The following is a 15,809-nucleotide window of genomic DNA, read 5'->3' as shown; positions in this document are numbered from 1 at the left end:
GCGAGTCACTCGGATGAACAGAATGAACGCAAGGATGCCCTGTGTTGAGATGCGCTTCACATTGTGGGCATGGACACCACCACACCCACCCCCGTGGCCGCCCGGCCCGCCCGCCGGGACCGGACCCGGTACCTCTATCTGGCGGTCATCGTGGCCGTCGTCGCCGGCATCGTGGTCGGCCTCGCCGCCCCCGAGGTCGGCAAGGAGCTGAAGCCGCTCGGCACCGGCTTCGTCAACCTGATCAAGATGATGATCGGGCCGGTGATCTTCTGCACGATCGTCCTCGGCGTCGGATCCGTCCGCCAGGCGGCCAGGGTCGGCAAGGTCGGCGGCCTCGCCCTCGGCTACTTCCTGGTCATGTCCACCGTCGCGCTCGCCATCGGCCTGGTGGTCGGCAACCTCATCCACCCCGGCGCGGGCCTGAACCTCGGCGCGGACCTGGCTGGCGCCGGCAAGGCCGCCGCCGGTGACGAGAGCGGCGGGACCGTCGACTTCCTGCTCGGCATCATCCCGACCACGCTCTTCTCCGCGCTCACCGAGGGCGAGGTGCTCCAGGCGTTGGTGGTCGCCTTGCTGGTCGGCTTCGCCGTGCAGTCCATGGGTCGGCGCGGCGAGCCCGTGCTGCGGGCCGTGGAGGTGCTCCAGCGGCTCGTCTTCAAGGTGCTGGCGATGATCATGTGGGTCGCCCCGATCGGCGCGTTCGGGGCGATCGCCGCGCTGGTCGGCGCGACCGGCGTGGACGCGTTGAAGAGCCTGGCCCAGGTCATGTTCGGCTTCTACGCCACCTGCGTGGTCTTCGTCTTCGTCGTGCTCGGTGCGCTGCTCTGGCTGGTGGCCCGCATCTCGATCTTCAAGCTGCTGGCGTACCTGGGTCGGGAGTTCCTGCTGATCCTATCGACCTCGTCGTCGGAGTCGGCGCTGCCCCGGCTGATCGCCAAGATGCAGCACTTCGGGGTGAGCAAGCCGGTCGTCGGCATCACCGTCCCGACCGGGTACTCGTTCAACCTCGACGGCACCGCCATCTACCTGACCATGGCGTCGCTGTTCATCGCCGACGCGCTGGGCAAGCCGATGGCGATCGGCGAGCAGATCGGCCTGCTGGCGTTCATGGTGATCGCCTCGAAGGGCGCGGCCGGGGTCACCGGCGCCGGCCTGGCCACGCTGGCCGGCGGGCTGCAGTCGCACCGGCCGGACCTGGTGGACGGCGTGGGGCTGATCGTCGGCATCGACCGGTTCATGTCCGAGGCCCGGGCGCTGACCAACTTCGCCGGCAACGCCGTCGCCACCGTGCTGGTCGGCACCTGGACCGGCGAGTTCGACCGCGAGCAGGCGGAGGCGGTGCTCAGCGGCCGGCGCCCGTTCGACGAGGCGACCATGCTCGACGAGGAGGTGCCGGCCGAGGAGCGGCCCGCCGACGGGTCGGGGGCGCGGTCGTCCACGCTGGCCGGCGCGCCCGCCTGACCCGGCTGCTTCGGGAACGCCCCACCCTGGGTCGCGTCGGACGCTGCTCCGGCGCGCCCCGGGTGTGCGGGCGTCCGTATCCGGGCCGTGCCCCGCCGGGTACGGACGGCTCCGCCGGGCCGGTGAGCCGTCACAGCCGGTGCCCGCCCAGCACGTCCGCCGCGGCCTCCGCGGTCTCCAGCACCACCGTGTGGTAGCTCTCGATCCGGGAGAGGATCGCCTCCCGCGGCCCGGTCCGCCACGCCTCTCCGCCGTAGAACGCCTCCTCCCGCTCGTCGCGCTCGGCGAGCGAGGAGAAGGCCCTGATCAGGTACGCCTCCTCGTGGCCGTCCTCGCGGACCAGGGACGGCCCGGCGGCCACCACCCGGATGCCGGCGCTCGCCAGCAGCGGGGCCGCTTCCTCGCGCATCACCCGGACGAACTCGTCGATGGTGCCGGGCCTGAGACGGTAGGTGCGGATCTCGAGAATCATCGCCAACCTCCGGAGTGGATGTGCGGCCGACGCTAACCGGCATCCGCCACCACGCGGAGGATCACCCGCCGATGGTGTCCAGGTCCGTGCCCTCCGCCGAGCCCACCCGCAGGTTGACCACGTACAGGACGTCCAGGTCGAGGTGCCCGCACCGGCCGCCGGAGCGGCGGGCGCGGGCCGCGGGGTGTCGATTGGCCGTTCCGGCCGGCGACCGGCCTGGCTTAGCGTCGGCCCCATGGAGCTGGAAGAGGCGCAGAAGCTGTGGCAGCCGGAGCCCGGCTGGCTGAACACCGCCAGCTACGGGCTGCCGCCCGAGCCGGCCTGGACGGCACTGCAGGAGGCGTTGGCCGACTGGCGGGTGGGGCGGATCTCCTGGGAGGTGTGGGGCGAGTCGGTCGACCGGTCCCGGGCCGCCTTCGCCGCCCTGGTCAAGGTGGCGGCGGCGGATGTCACGATCGGCAGCACGGCGTCGCAGCTGCTCGCGCCGGTGGCGGCCGCCCTGCCGCCGGGGGCCACGGTGGTGGTCCCGGAGGTCGAGTTCACCTCGAACCTCTTCCCCTGGCTGGTGCAGGAGCGGCGGGGCGTCACAGTACGCACGGTCCCGCTGGCCGGCCTCGTCGACGCGGTCGACGCCGATACCGACCTGGTCGCGTTCAGCCTGGTGCAGTCGGCCGACGGTGCGGTCGCCCCGTACGACGAGATCGTCGCCGCGGCCCGGGCGCACGGCGCCCTCGTCGCGGTGGACGCCACCCAGGCCTGCGGCTGGCTGCCGTTCGACGCCGGCCGGGCCGACGTGGTGGCGGTCGCGGCGTACAAGTGGCTGATGGCGCCGCGCGGCGCCGCCTTCGCCTACCTGGCCCCGGCGCTGCGCGACCGGCTGCGTCCCGACGCCGCCGGCTGGTACGCGGGCGCCGACCCGCACGCCTCCTACTACGGCCCGCCGCTGCGGCTGGCCGACGACGCCCGGCGCTTCGACATCTCCCCGGCCTGGTTCTCCTATGTGGGCGCGGCGCCCGCGCTGGAGTTGCTCACCGAGATCGGATTGCCCGCGGTCCGTGACCACGACGTCGCGCTGGCCAACCGGTTCCTCGCCGGCCTGGGCCGACCGCCGGGCGAGACCGCGATCGTGACCGTCGAGGTGCCCGGGGCGGAGGAGAGGCTGGCGCGGGCGGGGGTGCGCGCGGCGGTCCGCGCCGGCCGGGTCCGGGCCGCGTTCCACCTCTACTCCACCCAGGAGGACGTCGACCTGGCGATCGACGCGCTGACGAGCTGAGTGGGTGCTCCCGCCCCGGGACCGGGCGGGAGCCGCCGCTCAGGCCAGGTGGCCGCCGATCTTCGTGTACCCGCGCAGCAGGTCGCGGGAGATGATCAGCCGCTGCATCTCGTCGGTGCCCTCGAAGATCCGGTAGAGCCGCACCTGCCGGTACCAGCGCTCGATCGGCAGCTCCCGGGTGTAGCCCATGCCGCCGTGGATCTGCAGCACCCGGTCCACCACCCGGTTGACCATGCCGGCGCCGTAGAGCTTGCCCATCGAGGAGGCGTGCCGCGGATCCATGCCCTGGTCCACCGTCCAGGCGGAGCGCAGCACCAGCCAGCGGGCCGCCTCCAGCTCGGTCTCCGAGTCGGCGATCATCCACTGGATGGCCTGGTTGGTGCCGATCTTCGCGCCGAAGGTCTCCCGGGTGTTGGCCTGGTCGATCGCCATCTGCAGGGCCCGCTCGGCGATGCCGATGGCGTGCGAGGGGATGGTGTAGCGCCCCTTGCCGATCCATTGCATGCCGAGCGTGAAGCCCTGCCCGACCTCGCCGAGGATGTTGCGGTGCGGCACCCGGACCCCGTCGAAGATCAGCGAGGCCGGCCCGCCCTCGCCCATGGTCTGGATGAACTCCGAGCGCCAGCCCATCGCCCGGTCCACCAGGAACGCGGTGGCGCCGCCGTTGCGGGCGCCCTTCTCCCGGTCGGTCACCGCCACCACGATGGCGAAGTCCGCGTCGTTGCCGTTGGTGATGAAGGTCTTCTCGCCGTCGAGGATCCAGTCGTCGCCGTCGCGGCGGGCCGACAACCGGATGTTGGCCGCGTCGGAGCCGGCGCCCGGCTCGGTGATCGCGAAGCAGGAGATCCGTTCCCCCTCGACGGTGGGGATGAGGAACTCCCGCTTCTGCTCCTCGGTGGCGTGGAACAGGATGTTGTCCGCCTCGCCGCCGAAGCGGAACGGCACGAAGGTCCGGCCCAGCTCGGTCCAGATCAGCGACTGCATGACCGCGGGCAGGTCCATCCCGCCGTACTCCTCCGGGGTGGCCAGCCCCCAGAAGCCGAACTTCTTCGCCTTGAGCTGAAGTTCCCGCAGCTCCGAGCGGTCGAGGCCGGGCTGGTGGGCGCGCTCGCGGCGGAGCACCTCCTGCTCCAGCGGCATCACCTCGCGGCTGATGAACGACCGGACGGTGTCCCGGACCGCCCGTTCCTCGTCGGTGAGTGAGAAGTCCACGGTGGTCCCCCTGCGTCGGTGCGGCGATGTCTCGCCCTTAAACTAGCGGTGTAAGTTTTCATCCGTCCAGACCCCACGTCCCACCCGGCGGGGGACGGCCCGCCCGGGGTGGCGCGGCTAGGGTGCACGGGGACCGCCGGCGAACCGGCGACGCCCACGAGGGAGAGACACGGTGCCCCGACCCCGACAGGCTCTGCTCACCCGGGACCGGATCGTGGCCACGGCGCTCGCGTTGATCGACGCCGACGGGCTCGCCGCCCTCTCCACCCGGCGGCTGGCCGCCGCGCTCGGCGTCCAGGGGCCGTCGCTCTACAACCATTTCGCGACCAAGGACGCCATCCTCGACGCGGTGGCCGACAGCGTCACCGCCACCGTGGACACCGGCTACTTCGCCCGGCTCGACTGGCGGGAGGCGCTGCGCCGGTGGGCCTGGTCGTACCGGGAGGCCCTGGCCGCGCATCCGAACGTCGTGCCGTACCTGGCCCAGGGGCCTGGCCGGCGACCCGCCGCGCTGGCCATGGCCGACGCGGTCTACGGCGGCCTGGTCCGGGCCGGCTGGCCGCCCGCCCGCGCCACCCACATCGGGGCGGCGCTGCGCTACTTCGTCGCCGGCTCGGCACTCGGCTCGTTCGCCCGCGGCTTCGTCGAGGATCCCGAGCTGTACGCCGCGCACTACCCGCACCTGACGCAGGCGCACCGGCTCGCCGGGCGCCAGCGCAGCGTCGACGAGGGCGCCTTCGCCCTCGGCCTCGACGCACTGCTGCACGGGCTGGCCGCCGAGTACGAGCGGACCGTGGGGCCGCGCGCCCCGCTGGAGCCGACCGGCCGTTCGGAGTAGCGTCCAAACTCCCAGCGCTAGTTTCCAGCCAGCCCCACGAAGGACGACATGGATCTCGCCGCCGCGCCGCCCGCCCTCCTGGTCCGTCGCCACCTGCACGTCGCCGGCGAGTGGGTCGACCCCACCGAGGGCGACGCCATCCCCGTCGAGAACCCGGCCACCGGCGACATCGTCGGGCAGGTCCCCGCCGGCACCCCGGACGACGTCGACCGGGCCGTGGCCGCCGCCCGGGCCGCCTTCCCCGGCTGGGCGGCCACCGCCCCCGCCGAGCGGGCCGCCCACCTGGACCGGCTGCACACCGCGCTCGCCGCCCGCGCCGACGAGATCGCCCGGACCGTCGCCTGGGAGCTCGGCACCCCGCTCAAGCTCGCCGCCCGGGTGCAGACCGGCCTGCCGCTGACCGTGCTGCGCAGCATGGTCGACCTCGCCGCCCGGCCGGCCGCCGAGGAGACCGTCGGGAACTCCCTGGTGGTCCGCGAACCGATCGGCGTGGTCGGCGCGATCACCCCGTGGAACTACCCGCTGCACCAGGTCGTCGCCAAGATCGCCCCCGCCCTGGCGGCCGGCTGCACGGTGGTGCTCAAACCCAGCGAGCTGACCCCGCTGACGGCGTACCTGCTCTTCGACGCGGTCACCGACGCCGGACTGCCGCCCGGGGTGGTCAACCTCGTCCCGGGCACCGGCCCGGTGGTGGGCGAGGCCCTCGCCGGCCACCCGGACGTGGACCTGGTCTCGTTCACCGGCTCCACGGCCACCGGCCGCCGGATCGCCCACCTCGCCGCCGACCGGATCGCCCGGGTCGCCCTGGAGCTCGGCGGCAAGTCGGCCAACCTGATCCTCGCCGACGCCGACCTGGCCACCGCCGTCAAGGTCGGGGTCGGCAACGCCTTCCTCAACTCCGGGCAGACCTGCACCGCGTGGACCCGGATGCTGGTCCACCGCGACCGCTACGACGAGGCGCTCGGCCTGCTCGCGGCGGCCGCCGGGGCGTACCGGCTGGGGGACCCGTTCGACCCGGCGACCCGGTTGGGCCCACTGGTCTCCGCCGCCCAGGCCGAGCGGGTCCGCGGGCACGTCGACCGGGCGCTGGCCGACGGGGCGCGGCTCGTCGCCGGCGGCCCGGACGCCCCGCTCCCGCCACGCGGCCACTTCGTCGCGCCGACCGTCCTCGCCGACGTGCACCCGGACAGCGCGCTCGCCCAGGAGGAGGTCTTCGGCCCGGTCCTCGCCGTCATCCCGTTCGCCGACACCGACGAGGCGGTGGCCATCGCCAACAACTCCCGGTACGGGCTGGCCGGCGCGGTCTGGTCGGCCGACGAGGAGGCCGCCCTCGCGGTCGCCCGGCGGCTGCGCACCGGTCAGGTCGACGTCAACGGCGCCTCGTTCAACCCGCTCGCGCCCTTCGGCGGCTACCGGCAGTCCGGCCTCGGCCGGGAGCTGGGCGCGTACGGCATCGACGAGTTCCGCGAGATCAAGGCGATCCAGCGATGAGGGCGCTGGTTGCCCGCGGCCCCGGCGCGCCGCTGCGCGTCGAGGAGGTACGCCTCCCCGCGCCCGGCCCCGGCGAGCTGCGCGTCCGGATCCGGGCCGCCGGCATCTGCCACTCCGACCTGTCCATGGTGAACGGCACCCTCGCGCCCGCGTACCCCTTGGTGCTCGGGCACGAGGCTGCCGGCGTGGTCGCCGAGGCCGGCCCCGGCACCCGGCTGCCGGTCGGCACCCCGGTGGTGCTCAACTGGGCGCCCGCCTGCCGGGACTGCTGGTTCTGCCGCCACGGGGAGCCATGGCTCTGCGCCGCCAACACCGCGCCCGCGGTGGCCCGCGGCGAGACCGCCGACGGCGACCCGCTGCACGTCACCCTCGGGCTCGGCGCCCTCGCCGAGGAGGTGGTGGTGCCCGAGCACGCCGCCGTCGCGGTCCCCGCCGGGCTCCCGCCCGAGCAGGCCGCGCTGCTCGGCTGCGCGGTGCTCACCGGCACCGGCGCGGTCCGCAACACCGCCCGGGTGGCCGCCGGCGAGTCGGTCGCGGTGATCGGCCTCGGCGGGGTCGGGCTCGCCGTGCTCACCGCCGCCCGGGCCGCCGGCGCGACGCCGATCCTCGCGGTCGACGTCGCCGAGGCCAAGCGCGAGCTGGCCCTGGCGGCCGGCGCCACCGACTTCCTCCACTCCGACGACCAACTGTCGAAGCAGGTGCGCGCACGCACCGACGGACGGGGCGTCGACCACGCCTTCGAGTGCGTCGGCCGGTCCGCCACCATCCGGGCGGCCTGGCGGATCACCCGGCGCGGGGGAGCGGTCACCGTGGTCGGCATGGGCGCCAAGGACGACCTGGTCAGCCTCGCCGCGCTGGACATCTTCCACTCCGCGCGGACGCTGCGCTCCTCGGTGTACGGCTCCTCCGACCCCGACCGCGAGGTGCCCGAGCTGGCCCGGTCGCTCGGCGACGGCACGCTGGACCTGCGCCCGCTGGTCAGCGGCACCGTCGGACTGGACGACGCGCCGGCCGCGTTCGACCGGCTGGCCCGGGGCGAGGGCGCCCGCTGGGTGGTCACCTTCCCGGACTGACAGCCGGCTCCGCGCCGGGCGGCCGAGGCTCGATGAGCGCGGCGTAACCGTCGAGGAGCCGGCGCAGGCCGAACTCGAAGACGCTGTCCAGGTCGAGCTCCACGTCGCCCTCGGCGGTCAGCGCGGCCATGGTGGAGTAGCCGCCACTGACGATGATCTGCTGGAACGTGGCCACCTGGCGGTCCACCCACTGTTCGTCGGTGAGCCCGGTGTCCTGCTCCGCCTGCGCCCGCATCTCCAGGTTCGTCGCGATCCCCCGCACGTACGCGATCAGGGTGATCGCGGCGTGCCAGCGCAGCTGCCGGTCCAGGCCCAGGCCGGCGGTGGCCCGCAACGCCCACTCGGTGTGCGCCATGCCCTGCGGCAACATCTGCGGGCGGGCGATCGAGATGACGTGCGGCAGCCAGCGGTGCCGCCGGTAGGTCGACCACTGCGCCCGGGCGAGCAGTTCCAGGCGGGCCCGCCACCCGGCCGGCTGCACCGCCGGCAGCGGCGCGTCGGCCAGCGCCACGTCGGCCATCGTGAGGATCAGCTCGTCCCGGCCGCGTACGTGCCGGTAGAGGGACATGGTGGCCACGTCCAGCTCGGCGGCGATCTGCCGCATGGAGACCGCCGGCAGGCCGCCCGCGTCGGCGAGGGCGATCGCGGTCCGGACCACCCGCTCCCGGCTCAGCTCCGGCTCCGGCCGCTCAGCGCCGCGCCGGGCCCGGGGCGGCGCCGCGGGGTCGGGGGCGACGACGGTGCCCGCGCCGGGTCGGGTCAGGACCAGCCCCTCCGCGCGGAGCAGGGCGAGGACCTTGGTGGCGGTGGCGATGGCGACCCCGTGCTCGCGGGTGATCCGCCGGGCCGAGGGCACCGCATCCCCGGGCCGCAGCTCCCCGAGGTCGATCCGGCGGCGGATCTCCGCGGCGATCCGCCGGTACGGCGGTTCCGACCCGGGCAGGGGCATCGCGACACCTCCGGCGGAGCGTACTAGTACGGGGGGCGGCGGACCCCTCCTGCCGGGCAGCGTACTAGTTCGCAGTGGGCGCGGACGGCACGGCGGAACCTACCGTTCAGCGCGCGGAGGAACCCCTCCGCCCGGGTCCGGCACCGCCGGACTGACGGTGTACGCACGACCGTTGGGAGCGCCGCGGTGAACGACAGGACCGTACTCATCTCCGGCGCCGGCATCGCCGGCCCCGCCCTCGCCTTCTGGCTGCGCCGGTACGGCTTCCACCCGACGGTGGTGGAGCGGGCCTCCGGTCCGCGCTCCGGCGGGCAGGCGGTCGACGTCCGGGGGACCGCCCGCGAGGTGGTCGACCGGATGGGGCTGACCGCGCGGATCCGCGCCGAGTGCGTCGCGGAGCGCGGGATGGCCTACGTGGACGCCCGCGGCGAGGTGACCTGCCGGATGCCGGTGCACGCCTTCGCCGGCGAGGGCATCGTCGCGGACATCGAGATCGAGCGGGGCGACCTGGCCCGGCTGCTGTACTCCGAGACCCGCGACGAGGTGGAGTACCTCTTCGACGACTCGATCGAGTCGCTGACCGAGACCGGTGACGGGGTGCGGGTCACCTTCGAACGCTCCGCCCCGCGCACCGTCGACCTGGTGGTGGGGGCCGACGGGGTGCACTCCCGGACCCGGGCGCTGGCGTTCGGGCCGGAGTCGGCGTACGTCCGGCCGCTCGGGGCGTACCTGGCGTATTTCGGCACGCCGTACCCGAACGCCGACGGCTGGTTCCTGATGCACAACGCCCCCGGCGGCCGGGTGGTGGGTACCCGCCCGACCCGGCACGGCCGGACCAGCGCCCTGTTCAGCTTCGTCTCCCCGCCGCTGGAGCTGGACCGGCGGGACGTCGCCGCCCAGCAGCGCCTCCTCGCCGAGCGCTTCGCCGACGTCGGCTGGCGTACCCGGGAGCTGCTGGCCGTCATGGCCGACGCGCCGGACTTCTACTTCGACCTGTACGGGCAGGTGCGGACGGACCGGTGGAGCCGGGGCCGGGTGGCCCTGCTCGGCGACGCGGCCTGGTGCCCGTCCCCGCTCACCGGGCAGGGCACCAGCCTCTCCCTGGTCGGCGCGTACGTGCTGGCCGGTGAGCTGGCCGCCGCCGACGGCGACCACACGGTCGCCTACGGCCGGTACGAGGAGACGCTGCGCTCGCACGTCGCCCGGGGTCAGGAGCTGCCCGGTGGTGGGATCTCCGGCTTCCTGCCGGCCAGCCGCGCGGCGATCCGGTTGCGGGACGCGTCGATGCGGGCGATGACCTCCCGCCCGCTGCGCCGGCTCACCACCCGGCTGTTCTTCTCCCAGGCCGACGGCCTGGCCCTGCCGGAGTACGCCGTGACCCGGTGATCCCCCGGGGCCGGCCGAGGAGGCCGGCCGACTCCGGTTCCGGTCCGGGTCAGGTGGCCGGGCCACATGGGAGCGGTCACGCGCGCCACCCGCTCAGCGCCGTCGATCCCGTCGTGCCGGCCGGCAGACGACGAACATGTCCGCCGGCCCCGCGTTCACCGGCCGGAAAGTGTGGGTGATCGACATGGCTCGACTCTGCCGGCGCACCGTAGGTTTCCTCCACGCGACGGCCCTGTGACCGCGGTCACCGACCCGGTCGTCGCCGGACACCTCGGAGGATGTGGCGATGGCCGGGCAAGCGCTCCTGTCGGCCCGCGGGCTGACCCGCGACTTCCGGGGCTTCCGGGCGGTCGACGGCGTCGACCTCGACGTGGCACCGGAGACCGTGCACGCCCTGGTGGGCCCGAACGGCGCCGGCAAGACCACGCTGTTCAACCTGCTCACCGGGTTCCTGCCGCCGACCGCCGGGCGGATCGAGCTGGCCGGCCGGGACGTCACCGGCCTGCCCCCGGAACGGGTCGCCCGGCTCGGCGTGGCCCGCTCGTTCCAGATCACCAGCCTCTTCCCGCAGCTCGGCGCCCGCGAGCACGTCGAGCTGGCGTTGCAGTCATCGAGCGGGCTGGGCTGGCGGTTCTGGCGCTCGGCGAAGCTGATGAACCGCTACCGGGAACGCGCCGACGAGCTGCTGGCCATGGTCGGCCTCGCCGAACTGGCCGAGGCCCCCGCCGAGGCCCTCGCCTACGGGCGCAAGCGGGCCCTGGAGCTGGCCATCGCCCTCGCCCTCGACCCGAAGGTGCTGCTGCTCGACGAGCCCACCGCCGGGATGGGGCTGGAGGACGTCGACCGCACCGTCGACCTGATCGCGAAGGTCCGGAAGGGCCGGACCGTGGTGATGGTCGAGCACAACATGAGCGTCGTCGGGCGGCTCGCCGACACCGTCACCGTGCTCCAGGCCGGCAAGGTCCTGGTCGAAGGGCCGTACGAGCAGGTCCGCGCCGACGAGCGGGTCATCACCGCCTACCTGGGAGCCGCTGATGCTGCGCATTGAGAACCTCTCCGCGTTCTACGGCGAGGCGCAGGTGCTGCGGGAGGTGAGCCTGGAGGTCGCCGCCGGCGAGGTGGTCACCCTGGTCGGCCGCAACGGCGCCGGCAAGTCCACCCTGCTGCGCTGCGTGATGGGCCTGCACCCCGGGCAGCGCGGCACCGTCAGCCTGGACGGCCGAGACCTGACGAAGCTGCCGGCGTACAAGCGGGCGCGGCTCGGGCTCGGCTGGGTCCCCGACGACCGCGGCGCGTACGCCACCCTCAGCGTCACCGAGAACCTGACGCTGCCGCCCCGGGTCGGCCCCGACCCGTGGCCCCTCGAACGGGTCTACGAGGCGTTCCCCGCCCTGTACGCCCGGCGCGACTCGGCGGCCACCATGCTCTCCGGCGGCGAGCAGCAGATGCTCGCCCTGGCCCGGGTGCTGCGGATGGGCGCCCGACTGCTGCTCTGCGACGAGCCCACCGAGGGGCTCTCCCCGCTGCTCGTGCAGCAGGTCGGCGACCTGCTGCGGGAGGCCAAGCAGCACGGGGTGACCGTGCTGCTGGTCGAGCAGAACCTGCACTTCGCCACCGGCGTCGCCGACCGGCACTACCTGCTGGCCGAGGGACGCATCGCGGAGGCGATGGACAACTCCGAGGTGCGCTCGCGGGAGCGCGAGCTGCTGGCGTACCTCGGGATCTGAATTTTCGACGGCTGACCCGCGCGGACCGCGCGGTACGAAAGGGATGGACATGCGTAGGAGCGTGGGTGTGGCCGCCGCCTCGGCGGCGGCGGTGGTGCTGGTCGCCGGCTGCGGCGGCGGTGGCCCGGCGTCGGGCGGCGATCAGAAGCTGACCGGCGACAAGATCGTGCTGGGGGTCCTCAACGACCAGTCCGGGGCCTACTCGGAGCTGTCCGGCAAGAACTCGGTCAAGGCCGTGGAGATGGCCATCGCCGACTTCAAGGCCAAGTACGGCGACAAGGCGGTCACCAAGGACATCACCGTGGAGACCGCCGACCACCAGAACAAGCCGGACGTGGCCAACAGCAAGGCCGCCGAGATGTACGACCGCAAGGGCGTCGACATCATCCTCGACGTGCCGACCTCCTCGGCTGCGCTCAAGGTCGCCGACGTGGCGAAGGAGAAGAAGAAGCTCTACTTCAACATCGGCGCGGCGACCACCGACCTGACCGGCAAGAGCTGCAACAAGTACACGTTCCACTACGCGTACGACACCTACATGCTGGCCCACGGCACCGGCACGACCACCACCGAGCAGGTGGGCAAGAACTGGTACATCCTCTACCCGAACTACGCCTTCGGTCAGGACATGGAGAAGAACTTCTCCGCCGCGATCGAGAAGGCCGGCGGCAAGGTGGTCGGCAAGGACGGCGCGCCGTTCCCGAACACCAGCGGCGACTACTCGACGTTCCTGCTCAAGGCGCCGACGCTGAACCCGAAGCCGCAGGTGCTCGGCACCATGCAGGCCGGCGCGGAACTGGTCAACGTGGTCAAGCAGTACAACGAGTTCAAGCTCCGCGACAAGGGCATCGGGCTGGCCGTGGGCCTGATGTTCATCACCGACATCCACTCGCTCACCCCGGCCGCGCTGGCCGGCACCACCTACACCGACGCCTGGTACTGGAACTTCGACCAGCAGAACCGGGAGTTCGCCGACCGGTTCAACAAGGAGACCGGCACCCGGCCGTCCTTCGCGCACGCGGCCAACTACTCCGCGGCCATGCAGTACCTGGAGGCCGTGCAGGCCGCCGGCACCGACGACGCGGACACCGTGGTCAAGGGCCTGGAGGGCAAGGAGGTCAACGACGTCTTCCTGCGCAACGGCAAGATCCGCGCCGAGGACCACCGGGTCATCCACGACGCGTACCTGGCCCAGGTGAAGCCGCAGGCCGAGGTGACCGAGCCCTGGGACTACGTCAAGGTCCTCAAGACCATCCCCGCCGCCGAGGCGTTCCGCGCCCCCTCGGCCGACTGCAAGATGTGACGAGCCGATGTCCGGCTTCGCACAGAACACGTTCAACGGGTTGGTGAGCGGGGCGTTCTACGCCCTGCTCGCCCTCGGGCTCGCGGTCATCTTCGGCATGCTCCGGGTGGTCAACTTCGCCCACGGCGCCTTCTACATGCTCGGCGCCTTCGGGGCGTACGTGCTGCTCACCGAGGCGGGGGTGCCCTTCTGGGCGGCCCTGGTGATCATGCCGCTGGCCCTCGGCCTGCTCGGCATGGTGCTCGAACGGGCGGTGATCCACCGGCTGACCCGGCTCGACCCGCTCTACAACTTCCTGCTCACCTTCGGTCTCACCCTGATCCTGCAGGACCTGGTGAAGACCCGGTACGGCGTGCAGTCCAGCCCCTACGCCACCCCGGCCGCGCTCAGCGGCTCGGTCGACTTCGGGCTCTTCGACTTCCCGACGTACCGGGTCTTCATCCTCGGCTTCACCGTGCTGCTCTGCGTCGCGGTGTGGTGGGTGCTGGGGCGGACCCGGATCGGCATGGTGGTCCGGGCGGCCACCGAGCGGCCGGAACTGACCCGCGCCTTCGGCATCGACGTGGGGCGGTGGGTCACCCCGGTCTTCGGCTTCGGCATCGGCCTGGCCGGCCTGGCCGGCGTGCTCGCCGCCCCGATGCGGGCGGTGAACCCGCTGATGGGCGCAGACCTGATCATCGTGGTCTTCGCGGTGGTGGTCATCGGCGGCCTCGGCTCGATCTTCGGCTCGGTCGCCGCCGGCTTCGGCATCGGCCTGGTCCAGGCCTGGGGCGAGGCGTACCTGTCGGACTTCCCGATCGTCTCCCAGACGGTCGTCTTCATCGTGATGGCCGTGGTGCTGCTCTGGCGCCCGGCGGGCCTGTTCGGCCGTGAGGAGGCACCGGCATGACCAGCGCCGTCGACACCCCCGCCGACGCGGCCCGCCCGGTGCCACCGTCCGGGCTGGTCACCGTCGCCCGGGCGCCCGGCTGGGTCCGGTACGCCCTGCTCGCCCTCGGCCTGCTGGTGGCGTTGTGGCTGCCCAACGGGCTCTACCCGGCTGTGGCGGTGGACATCCTCTGCTGGGCGCTCTTCGCCGTCTCGGTGGACCTGCTGCTCGGCTTCACCGGGCTGATGTCCTTCGGGCACGCCGCATTCTGGGGCACCTCCGCGTACGTCACGGGTCTGGTGGCGATCCACGCCGGCCTGCCCTTCCCGGCGGCCGTGCTGGCCGGCGCGCTCGCGGCGGCGCTGCTCGCGGTGCCGATCGGCTACCTGGCGGTCAAGCGCACCGGGATCTACTTCGCGATGGTCACCCTGGCCTTCGCGCAGCTGGTCTACTACGTGGCCAACGAGTGGCGCTCGGTCACCCGGGGCGAGAACGGCCTACAGGGCGTGCCCCGGGAGTTCTTCGGGACGGACCTGAGCGACGACTACTACTTCTACTACGCGATCCTGCCGATCGTGCTGCTCGGGCTGGCCGCCGCCTGGCGGATCGTGCACTCGCCGTTCGGTCGGGTGCTGGTCGGCATCCGGGACAACCCGGCCCGCGCCCGCGCGCTGGGCTACCCGGTGCACCGGTACAAGCTGACCGCGTTCGTCCTGTCCGGCTTCATCGCCGGGCTGGGCGGCGGGCTGTTCGCCGTCGGCCACCGCTTCGTCTCCCTCGACGTGCTGCACTGGACCACCTCCGGCAAGGCGGTGATCGTGGTGGTGCTCGGCGGGATCGGCACCCTCTGGGGCGGAGTGCTCGGCGCGGCGATCGTGGTCCGGCTGGAGGACTGGCTGTCCTTCTCCGGATTCGAGGCGATCGGCCTGGTCACCGGCGGCATCTTCGTCCTGGTCGTGCTGTTGTTCCGGCGGGGCATCTGGGGCACGGTGGCCGCCCTGGCCAGACGCTGGGGAGCCGCCCGCCGCGAATAGCTCGTCCGCCGGCGCATCCGGACACCGCCGCCCCGACGAACCCCCTGGTAGCGCACGTCTACCCGGGGGTACGTCTGGTGTTGACAGATCCTATGCGGCGGGGGTGGCACCGGCGGGCGGTCGAGGGTCGCCGCCGATCAGCGCGGCAGCAGGCCGCGGAGCAGCGCGGCGATCGCCGCTTCCGGGTCGAAGTCGTCCTCCGGGTAGGCGAGCTGGTTGCTGAACAGCCCGTCGATGAGGCTGAGCAGCATCCGGAAGTGGGCCGGCGGATCGGCGGAGCCGAGCCCGGCGACCAGCGGCACGCCCCACTCGGCCAGCCGCTCCCGCCCGGCGCCGATCTCCCGGCGCAGCTCGGGGTGGACGGCCGCCTCGATGAAGAGCGCGTGCCGGGCCAGCACGACCGCCCGCCCCTCGGTGGTGGGCTGCCGGATCAGCCCGCCGAGCACCGCGACGAACGCGTCCACGTCGCCCGGCGGGAGCTGCCCGGCGAGCCGGTCCCAGGCCGCCGTCTCGACCTCCACGAGGCGGCCGAAGACGCCCGCGACCAGCGCGCCACGGGTGCGGAACTGGTTGGACGTGGAGCCCTCCGGCAGCCCGGCCTCGGCGTCCACCGCCCGGTGGGTGAGCTGGCGCAGTCCCCGGGTGCCGAGCACCCGGATCGCCGCGTCGAGGAGCTGCTGTCGCCGTTCGGTCACCCTGCAAGACTACAGGCGTAGTCACGC

The 15,809-nt window shown here is 73.3% G+C and carries 15 protein-coding genes; 11 read left to right on the top strand and 4 right to left on the bottom strand.

The features are described from left to right. Positions 1-69 precede the first annotated feature (69 nt). A complete protein-coding gene (locus tag GA0070613_RS28805; protein WP_089015146.1) occupies positions 70-1,461 on the top strand; it encodes a cation:dicarboxylate symporter family transporter in 1,392 nt (463 codons plus the stop codon). A 130-nt stretch (positions 1,462-1,591) separates the two neighbouring features. On the opposite strand, the gene GA0070613_RS28800 is transcribed toward GA0070613_RS28805, so the two are convergent. Beyond that, positions 1,592-1,933 (bottom strand): NIPSNAP family protein, encoded by a 342-nt coding sequence (locus GA0070613_RS28800; RefSeq protein ID WP_089015145.1) that lies wholly within the window; start codon positions 1,931-1,933, stop codon positions 1,592-1,594. Between the two features lie 235 nt (positions 1,934-2,168). On the opposite strand from GA0070613_RS28800, the gene GA0070613_RS28795 reads away from it, so the two are divergent. Then, a complete protein-coding gene (locus GA0070613_RS28795) occupies positions 2,169-3,206 on the top strand; it encodes an aminotransferase class V-fold PLP-dependent enzyme (RefSeq protein ID WP_089015144.1) in 1,038 nt (345 codons plus the stop codon). Positions 3,207-3,245: 39 nt separating this feature from the next. Here the strand turns inward: GA0070613_RS28795 and GA0070613_RS28790 are convergent, their stop codons facing one another. Next, positions 3,246-4,418 (bottom strand): acyl-CoA dehydrogenase family protein, encoded by a 1,173-nt coding sequence (locus GA0070613_RS28790; RefSeq protein WP_089015143.1) that lies wholly within the window; start codon positions 4,416-4,418, stop codon positions 3,246-3,248. A gap of 172 nt (positions 4,419-4,590) precedes the next feature. Here GA0070613_RS28790 and GA0070613_RS28785 point away from each other — a divergent pair, with 172 nt between their 5' ends. From GA0070613_RS28785 to GA0070613_RS28775, 3 genes are read left to right on the top strand one after another with little or no spacing between them, the layout of a single operon-like run. Then, positions 4,591-5,256 (top strand): TetR/AcrR family transcriptional regulator, encoded by a 666-nt coding sequence (locus tag GA0070613_RS28785; protein WP_089015142.1) that lies wholly within the window; start codon positions 4,591-4,593, stop codon positions 5,254-5,256. A gap of 48 nt (positions 5,257-5,304) precedes the next feature. Further along, a complete protein-coding gene (locus GA0070613_RS28780) occupies positions 5,305-6,747 on the top strand; it encodes an aldehyde dehydrogenase family protein (protein ID WP_089015141.1) in 1,443 nt (480 codons plus the stop codon). Further along, positions 6,744-7,820, top strand: a complete 1,077-nt coding sequence (locus GA0070613_RS28775) for a zinc-binding dehydrogenase (RefSeq protein ID WP_089015140.1) — start codon at positions 6,744-6,746, stop codon at positions 7,818-7,820. The genes GA0070613_RS28780 and GA0070613_RS28775 overlap by 4 nt, the downstream gene beginning before the upstream one ends. Here the strand turns inward: GA0070613_RS28775 and GA0070613_RS28770 are convergent. Next, on the bottom strand, positions 7,804-8,769 hold the full coding sequence (locus GA0070613_RS28770; protein WP_089015139.1) for a TetR/AcrR family transcriptional regulator C-terminal domain-containing protein: 966 nt from the start codon (positions 8,767-8,769) through the stop codon (positions 7,804-7,806). The two genes, GA0070613_RS28775 and GA0070613_RS28770, sit on opposite strands and share 17 nt — an antisense overlap. A gap of 186 nt (positions 8,770-8,955) precedes the next feature. On the opposite strand from GA0070613_RS28770, the gene GA0070613_RS28765 reads away from it, so the two are divergent. The 6 genes from GA0070613_RS28765 to GA0070613_RS28740 all read left to right on the top strand — a co-directional run bounded on the left by GA0070613_RS28765 (position 8,956) and on the right by GA0070613_RS28740 (position 15,087). Continuing rightward, entirely contained in the window at positions 8,956-10,155 is a 1,200-nt protein-coding gene (locus GA0070613_RS28765) for an FAD-dependent monooxygenase (protein ID WP_089015138.1), read from the top strand. A gap of 286 nt (positions 10,156-10,441) precedes the next feature. Then, on the top strand, positions 10,442-11,203 hold the full coding sequence (locus tag GA0070613_RS28760; protein WP_089015137.1) for an ABC transporter ATP-binding protein: 762 nt from the start codon (positions 10,442-10,444) through the stop codon (positions 11,201-11,203). Continuing rightward, positions 11,190-11,882: an ABC transporter ATP-binding protein gene (locus tag GA0070613_RS28755; RefSeq protein WP_089015136.1), complete on the top strand. Its 693-nt coding sequence runs from the start codon at positions 11,190-11,192 to the stop codon at positions 11,880-11,882. Before GA0070613_RS28760 ends, GA0070613_RS28755 begins: the two co-directional genes overlap by 14 nt. 43 nt (positions 11,883-11,925) lie before the next feature. After that, entirely contained in the window at positions 11,926-13,185 is a 1,260-nt protein-coding gene (locus GA0070613_RS28750; protein WP_089015135.1) for an ABC transporter substrate-binding protein, read from the top strand. Between the two features lie 7 nt (positions 13,186-13,192). Continuing rightward, positions 13,193-14,074, top strand: a complete 882-nt coding sequence (locus GA0070613_RS28745; protein ID WP_089015134.1) for a branched-chain amino acid ABC transporter permease — start codon at positions 13,193-13,195, stop codon at positions 14,072-14,074. Then, positions 14,071-15,087 (top strand): branched-chain amino acid ABC transporter permease, encoded by a 1,017-nt coding sequence (locus GA0070613_RS28740; RefSeq protein ID WP_089015133.1) that lies wholly within the window; start codon positions 14,071-14,073, stop codon positions 15,085-15,087. The genes GA0070613_RS28745 and GA0070613_RS28740 overlap by 4 nt, the downstream gene beginning before the upstream one ends. Positions 15,088-15,224: 137 nt before the next feature. Here the strand turns inward: GA0070613_RS28740 and GA0070613_RS28735 are convergent, their stop codons facing one another. Beyond that, on the bottom strand, positions 15,225-15,782 hold the full coding sequence (locus tag GA0070613_RS28735) for a TetR/AcrR family transcriptional regulator (RefSeq protein ID WP_089015132.1): 558 nt from the start codon (positions 15,780-15,782) through the stop codon (positions 15,225-15,227). Between the last annotated feature and the right edge of the window lie 27 nt (positions 15,783-15,809).

Source organism: Micromonospora inositola, assembly GCF_900090285.1.
GTDB classification, from domain to species: domain Bacteria; phylum Actinomycetota; class Actinomycetes; order Mycobacteriales; family Micromonosporaceae; genus Micromonospora; species Micromonospora inositola.
Note: the sequence above shows the minus strand (reverse complement) of the source record. Positions and strands in the feature narration are given on the sequence as shown.